6 protein-coding genes are annotated in these 6,308 nt (G+C 45.5%); all 6 read right to left on the bottom strand.

Going from position 1 to position 6,308, the window contains the following annotated elements; genetic code table 11:
- A partial coding sequence (locus NO352_RS02775) for a LysM peptidoglycan-binding domain-containing protein (RefSeq protein ID WP_289354868.1) occupies window positions 1-1,329 on the bottom strand: 1,329 nt, incomplete at its 3' end.
- Window positions 1,330-1,480: 151 nt separating this feature from the next.
- Window positions 1,481-2,341 (bottom strand): prephenate dehydratase, encoded by an 861-nt coding sequence (gene pheA / locus NO352_RS02770; protein WP_005547397.1) that lies wholly within the window; start codon window positions 2,339-2,341, stop codon window positions 1,481-1,483.
- Window positions 2,342-2,362: 21 nt separating this feature from the next.
- Entirely contained in the window at window positions 2,363-3,322 is a 960-nt protein-coding gene (thrB, locus tag NO352_RS02765) for a homoserine kinase (protein ID WP_289354867.1), read from the bottom strand.
- Complete coding sequence (thrC, locus tag NO352_RS02760) at window positions 3,322-4,389, bottom strand: threonine synthase (RefSeq protein ID WP_289354866.1); 1,068 nt, start codon at window positions 4,387-4,389, stop codon at window positions 3,322-3,324. Before thrC ends, thrB begins: the two co-directional genes overlap by 1 nt.
- Window positions 4,390-4,424: 35 nt before the next feature.
- Window positions 4,425-5,711, bottom strand: a complete 1,287-nt coding sequence (locus tag NO352_RS02755) for a homoserine dehydrogenase (protein ID WP_005547392.1) — start codon at window positions 5,709-5,711, stop codon at window positions 4,425-4,427.
- Window positions 5,712-5,795: 84 nt separating this feature from the next.
- Window positions 5,796-6,233: an ACT domain-containing protein gene (locus NO352_RS02750; protein WP_005547391.1), complete on the bottom strand. Its 438-nt coding sequence runs from the start codon at window positions 6,231-6,233 to the stop codon at window positions 5,796-5,798.
- Between the last annotated feature and the right edge of the window lie 75 nt (window positions 6,234-6,308).

The following is a 6,308-nucleotide window of genomic DNA, read 5'->3' as shown; positions in this document are numbered from 1 at the left end:
TGGTTCTATATTTGGATGTACATTAGGCTGTATATGCGGATGGATGTTTGGTTCTACATTTGGATGGATGTTAGGATGGATATACGGATGAATGTTTGGTTCTATATTTGGATGTACATTAGGCTGTATATGCGGATGGATGTTTGGTTCTACATTTGGATGGATGTTAGGATGTATATACGGATGGATGTTTGGTTCTACATTTGGATGGATGTTAGGATGTATATGCGGATGGATATTTGGTGTTACATTTGGCTCGATATAGGATGGATACCAATTACTATTTATTTGATTACAGCCACAAGACTCATAAGGGATCGGGGAAACATATTGCGGAAGAACTGGAACAGGAATCTCATAGTTTGGCGGGCATGATGGAGCCGGGGCTGCAAAAGGATGTTGGATATTGGGCAGATTCTGAAAAGATTGATTCCCCATAGGCTGATTGAAGCTCGACGGATAGTTCATCGGCTGATTATAGTGCAACTGTTCATTCCCTACCCATGGCACATTTTGTGGACTAACTATATTTACCTTTTCCATTTCATACATAAATTCCGTTGTACTCTTTGGTTTCTCCGTCTCTACTTTCGGTTGGACAATTTCAACTTTTGGTTTTTTTACTTCCTCTTTCGGTTTTATCTCAGCATTCGGCTTTGTTACTTCTTCCTTCGGCTTTATCTCAGCATTCGGTTTATTTACTTCCTCTTTCGGCTTTATCTTAGCATTCGGTTTATTTACTTCTTCCTTCGGCTTTATCTCAGCATTCGGTTTATTTACTTCTTCCTTCGGCTTTACCTCAGCATTTGGTTTATTTACTTCTTCCTTCGGCTTTACCTCAGCATTCGGTTTATTTACTTCTTCCTTTGGCTTAGTAACTTCCGATTTCGGCTTCGTTATCTCTTCCTTTGGCTTGGTATTTTCGGATTTTGGCTTGGTCAGTTCTTCTTTAGAAGGCGGTGGCACATTCTCATTAGGTGCTGGAACATTTCCGTCTGCTTGCACTTTCGGAATGTTCACAACTTGACCGATTACCAGCACATTCGGATTTTTGAGCTGTGGATTCGCATCAATCATTGTTTGAAGAGGTATTCCCCATGCCTTGGACAGCTTCCACAGGGTATCCCCTTCCTTTACTACATGCTTGTGTACAATCTCATGCCCGCTAGAAGGAACCGGAGTAGAGGGAACTTTGATTTTCATGCCTACATCCAATTCATTCGGGTTTGCAATCTGACTATTCATGGAAATTAGTTTTTCTAATGTTATTCCGTATTTTTTCGCCAGCGCATAAAGCGTGTCGCCTTTCTTAACAATGTGTATTTTCACTCCATGCAACCTCCCACACGTTCGTCATCCTACTCCAATCGGACATACGCCCGTAATCAACTATTATATCCTATGCAGCAAATAGGCGTTTGACATCCTAATATACAATAAAAACTAAAAAATCCTCCCTATAATAGGGAGGACAACAACTCTAATCTGCTAACGAAAACTCGTACGAGTAACTTGGATAAGTACCAAGGATACGCACTTGACAGCCAATTGCTTCGATTTCTTCAATTGCAGCAGGAAGCAAGACTGTGTCTAAGGCCATTTCAACATCGATATAGAAATAATAGCTGCCTAGCTTTCTCTTTGTTGGCCGGGATTCAATACGCGACAAGTTAATTCGTCGCCATGCAAATGCAGAAAGCACCTGATGAAGCGCCCCCGGAAAATCCTCAGGCAGCGTAACCAAAATCGTCGTCTTCTGTGCTGCGGAAGGAGGTAATTGAAGCGGCTTCTTCCCAATGAGCACAAAACGTGTAAAATTATTTTGGTGATCCGTCACCTTCGGTGCCAATATATCCAATCCATGGGTTTGCGCACCGATTGTAGTTCCAATGGCTGCCCAGCCGCGGTCAGGATTTTGCTTCACAATTCTAATCGCTTCAGCCGTGCTGCTCACATGTTCCAGCTCGGCATGCGGCAAATACGTACGGATATACTGCATGCATTGAGCCATCGCCACTGGATGAGACATTATTTTTTGAATATTGCTCCAGTCCCCCTGCACTTCTTTTTGGCGGCCTACAAGATTTTGAATAGACGGATACACCCATTCCGCTTGAAACGGCAAATCTACCTCGTGAACAATCCAGTCCATATGGAGATTGACCGAGCCTTCAATTGTATTCTCAATCGGTATAACACTATAATCTGAGTCGCCACGCGCTGTAGAAAGGAATACATCCGAAATCAGCTTGTAGTGTACAAATTGATGGTCTTTTCCAGCTAGGTGCAAAGCGGCCTCATGAGAAACTGAGCCTTCCGGCAATAATGCAATTCGTGCCATGTACGCTAACTCCTTTATCGGCTATTCACGCATGTGTGCGGATAAAATCGATGCCATATCGCCCCATGAACCGATGCATACCGCACCTTCCCGGCTTGGCTCTAATTCCTTCACTACAGCTTCAATGCGATGTTCCGCAAATGTATCCTTCATAAACATAATCAACTCACGGCTATTACGGCGTTTGTCAATCATGGCAAGCAATGTCGGGCCGGCGCCACTTAGTGCGGCTCCAAGCGCACCATACTGAACAGCATGTTCTAAAATATAAGTCATGCCCGGTATTAGCTGTGCACGATAAGGCTGATGCAGGCAATCTTTCATCGCCTCAGACAGTACATCAAATCTTCCATTGCTGAGAGCAGCAACTAGCAGCGAGGAACGGCTAATATTAAATACGGCACTTGCTACATCTACTTGAGTAGGCAGTACGCCACGAGCTTGCTTCGTTGCAAGCTGAAATTGTGGAATAGCGACCACCGTAGATAGATGGAAGTCCGGCTCAACACGTACATATGTCGTATGCTTGCCATCCCATGCAGCTACTACAACCCCGCCCACAAGAGATGCACCAACATTGTCCGGATGCTGCTCAATTGCTGTCGCCATGTCATACAAACGATCAAGATCGAGCGGTTCACCAATGAGCTTATTAGCGGCAACCAAACCGCCAACGATAGCTGTGGCGCTGCTCCCGAGACCTCTCGTTAATGGGATTTCACTGTATACATCCATTTCAATCGGACACTGCTCAACACCCGCTTCGGCAAATACAGATTGTGCAAGGCGATAAATTAAATTGCTCCTATCTGTCGGAATCCCGTTCAAATTAGAGCCATGCAATCTGATGACAGTATGATCAGCCGGCTTCATTGCAATCCATAGATGCAGCTTAAGGGCCATGCCAAGCGTATCGAACCCTGGACCTAAATTTGCAGTGCTCGCCGGTACACGCACGAGCACGCCTTCTTCCCGCCACATTATTGTTCACGCTCCAGCTTCGCAATAGCTTCCATAACTGCCTCTTCGGTATCTTGGACAACAAGCGGTTCCTTGGCTACCGTCTTAATTGCGATATTCGGATCCTTCAAGCCGTGCCCTGTGAGCACACTCACTACCGTTTCACCACCCTTGAAGTATCCTTCCTTATGAAGCTTAAGCACGCCTGCTAGCGACGCTGCAGAACCAGGTTCAGCAAATACGCCTTCCTTCGCGGCCATCAATTGATAAGCTTCGAGAATTTGCTCGTCGGTTACGTAATTAATTTGACCGTTCGATTGTTCCGCAGCTTCCACTGCTGTCTTCCAACTCGCCGGATTGCCAATACGGATGGCCGTAGCAATGGTTTCCGGATTCGCAATCGGCTCGCCTTTCACGATTGCCATAGCTCCTTCTGCTTCGAACCCAACCATTCGCGGCAAGGAACTCGTCTTGCCCGCAGCATGGTACTCCTTGAAGCCTTTCCAGTAAGCTGATATATTACCGGCATTGCCAACAGGGATCGCAAGTACGTCTGGCGCTTTCCCCAATTGATCGCACACCTCGAAGGCCGCTGTTTTTTGACCCTCGATTCGATATGGATTTACCGAGTTCACGAGTGTTATTGGATGCTTTGCCGTAATTTCTCTTACAATTTCAAGCGCACGGTCGAAGTTACCCTCAATGGCGATAATTTTGGCACCGTAGATCATCGCTTGCGCAAGCTTGCCAAGTGCAATGTTATTATTCGGAATAAGAACGATGCAATTCAAACCTGCACGAGCTGCATAAGCAGCAGCCGCAGCGGAAGTATTGCCTGTAGACGCACACATAATGGTACGGCTTCCCTCTTCAACCGCCTTCGCTACAGCCATTACCATGCCGCGATCCTTGAACGATCCAGTAGGATTTAGCCCTTCATATTTAAAGTACAAATCCAAACCAAGCTCTTCGGATAGACGATCCGCGCGAATCAGCGGCGTATTGCCCTCATGCAGCGTTAGCTTCGGCGTATTGTCGTTGATCGGCAAATATGATTTGTATGATTCCAATAGTCCCATGTATCTCATCGAAATAACCCCTTTTCTGCTGCCAAAGTGAAGAATTAACCTTCTACCCGATATGCGCTCTTGATGGATTTAATAACGTCCAGTTCTTCAAAATGTTTAAATACCTTCTTCATACTGGCTTGGCTAGCTTGATGCGTAATAATAATAATTTCAGCATCTGGATGATGTGGATTCGGCTGCTGAACCACCGAGTCAAGACTGACATCGTATTCTGCAAACACTTGCGTAATCTGTGCAAGCACCCCAGCCTTATCTTCGACATGAAGAAGAATAAAGTTTTTATAGGAAATCTGATCGTCCGTCTTTAATTTCTTTTCCCTATAAGGAGTCAACGCCCGCAGACCATTCACGCCGAGCTTCATATTCTTGATTACAGCAGCCAAGTCCGACACCACTGAAGTTGCAGTAGGCATCTCACCTGCACCCGGACCATAGAACATCGTTTCCCCTACAGCCTCACCGTATACGTAAACTGCATTGAACACACCATTGACCGAAGCGAGTGGATGTGCACTGCTGATCATGGTAGGCTGAACAACAACGCTGATCTGATCGTCCTGACGCTCTGCAATGCCGAGCAGCTTCATCTCATAGCCAAGCCGCTTCGCAAATAAGATATCTTCTTTCTTAATTTGCGAGATGCCGCAGACTTCAACATCCTCTAAGGCTACGTCTGCATGGAATCCAAGTGTCGCTAATATAGCCATCTTACGTGCAGCATCCAGCCCCTCTACATCAGAAGTTGGATCGGCTTCTGCGTATCCAAGTTGCTGGGCTTCCTCCAACACTTCCTTGTACCCAGCACCCTCCTTGCTCATTTTCGTCAAAATATAGTTCGTTGTTCCGTTAACGATCCCCATAATCTTCTTAATGCGATCGGATGAAAAGCTCTCCATCAGCGTACGAATAATCGGAATGCCGCCAGCCACACTCGCTTCGTACAGCACATCACAATGGTTGGCTTTTGCCTTTGCCATAATCTCTCGACCATGAAGTGCCATCAAGTCTTTATTTGCCGTCACCACATGCTTGCCGCGATCCAGCGCATCCATGATATACTGCTTCGTCGGCTCAAGACCGCCCATGACCTCGATCACGATATCGATATCAGGGTTATTAATAATGTCTTCAGCATGTTCGGTTAATTTATACTCAGGAATGCTAATACTGCGTTCCTTATGAATGTTGTTCACGAGTACCTTCTCAATTACAATCGGAGATCCTACTTGGCTGGACAAATCTTCTTGATGCCCCTCCACAATACGTACAACACCAGTTCCTACCGTCCCTAAACCTAGCAATCCAACTTTAATTGGCTTCATAAACCGGTTCCTCCCCTTCTCCCAGCAACTGTCTGTATCTTCATGTAGTGATAACGAATACCGATGTAAATTAAGCAAGTACACTTATCCTTGTCCGATGATTGTCACACGCTTCACACCAGGAATATCACGAAGCGCATCCAGCATGTTACCGAACGGCTCTGCAATCAGTGATGTTTCTACTGAAATCACTACATTGGCTATTCCTTGCAGTGGAATCGTCTGATTAATCGTAAGTACGTTTCCTTCAAATGAGGCGACGGAACCAAGCACCTTGGACAAAATGCCAGAACGATGATCCAAATCCATAGAAATGGTTACAATCCGTTCGCGCTCCAGTTGATTAAGCGGGAAGATGCCGTCTTTATATTTGTAGAAAGCACTCCGGCTCAAATCAACTCGCTCAGCAGCCTCATGAACCGTCTTTACTTCACCTGTTGCGAGCAATTGCTTTGCTCTTACCGTCTTCACTACCGCCTCTGGCAATATGTCTTCTCTCACCAAGTAATATCGCTCTGCCATGATCAAGTCCTCCGTATAAAGACTTTTGTTTATTTATAGAGGACATTATAGCGGATATGTACATAGGTTGGCAAT

This window comes from Paenibacillus sp. S-12 (assembly GCF_030363895.1).
GTDB lineage: Bacteria > Bacillota > Bacilli > Paenibacillales > Paenibacillaceae > Paenibacillus_B > Paenibacillus_B alvei.
The sequence above is the reverse complement of the archived record's forward strand: the minus strand, read 5'-3'. Positions and strand labels throughout refer to the sequence as shown.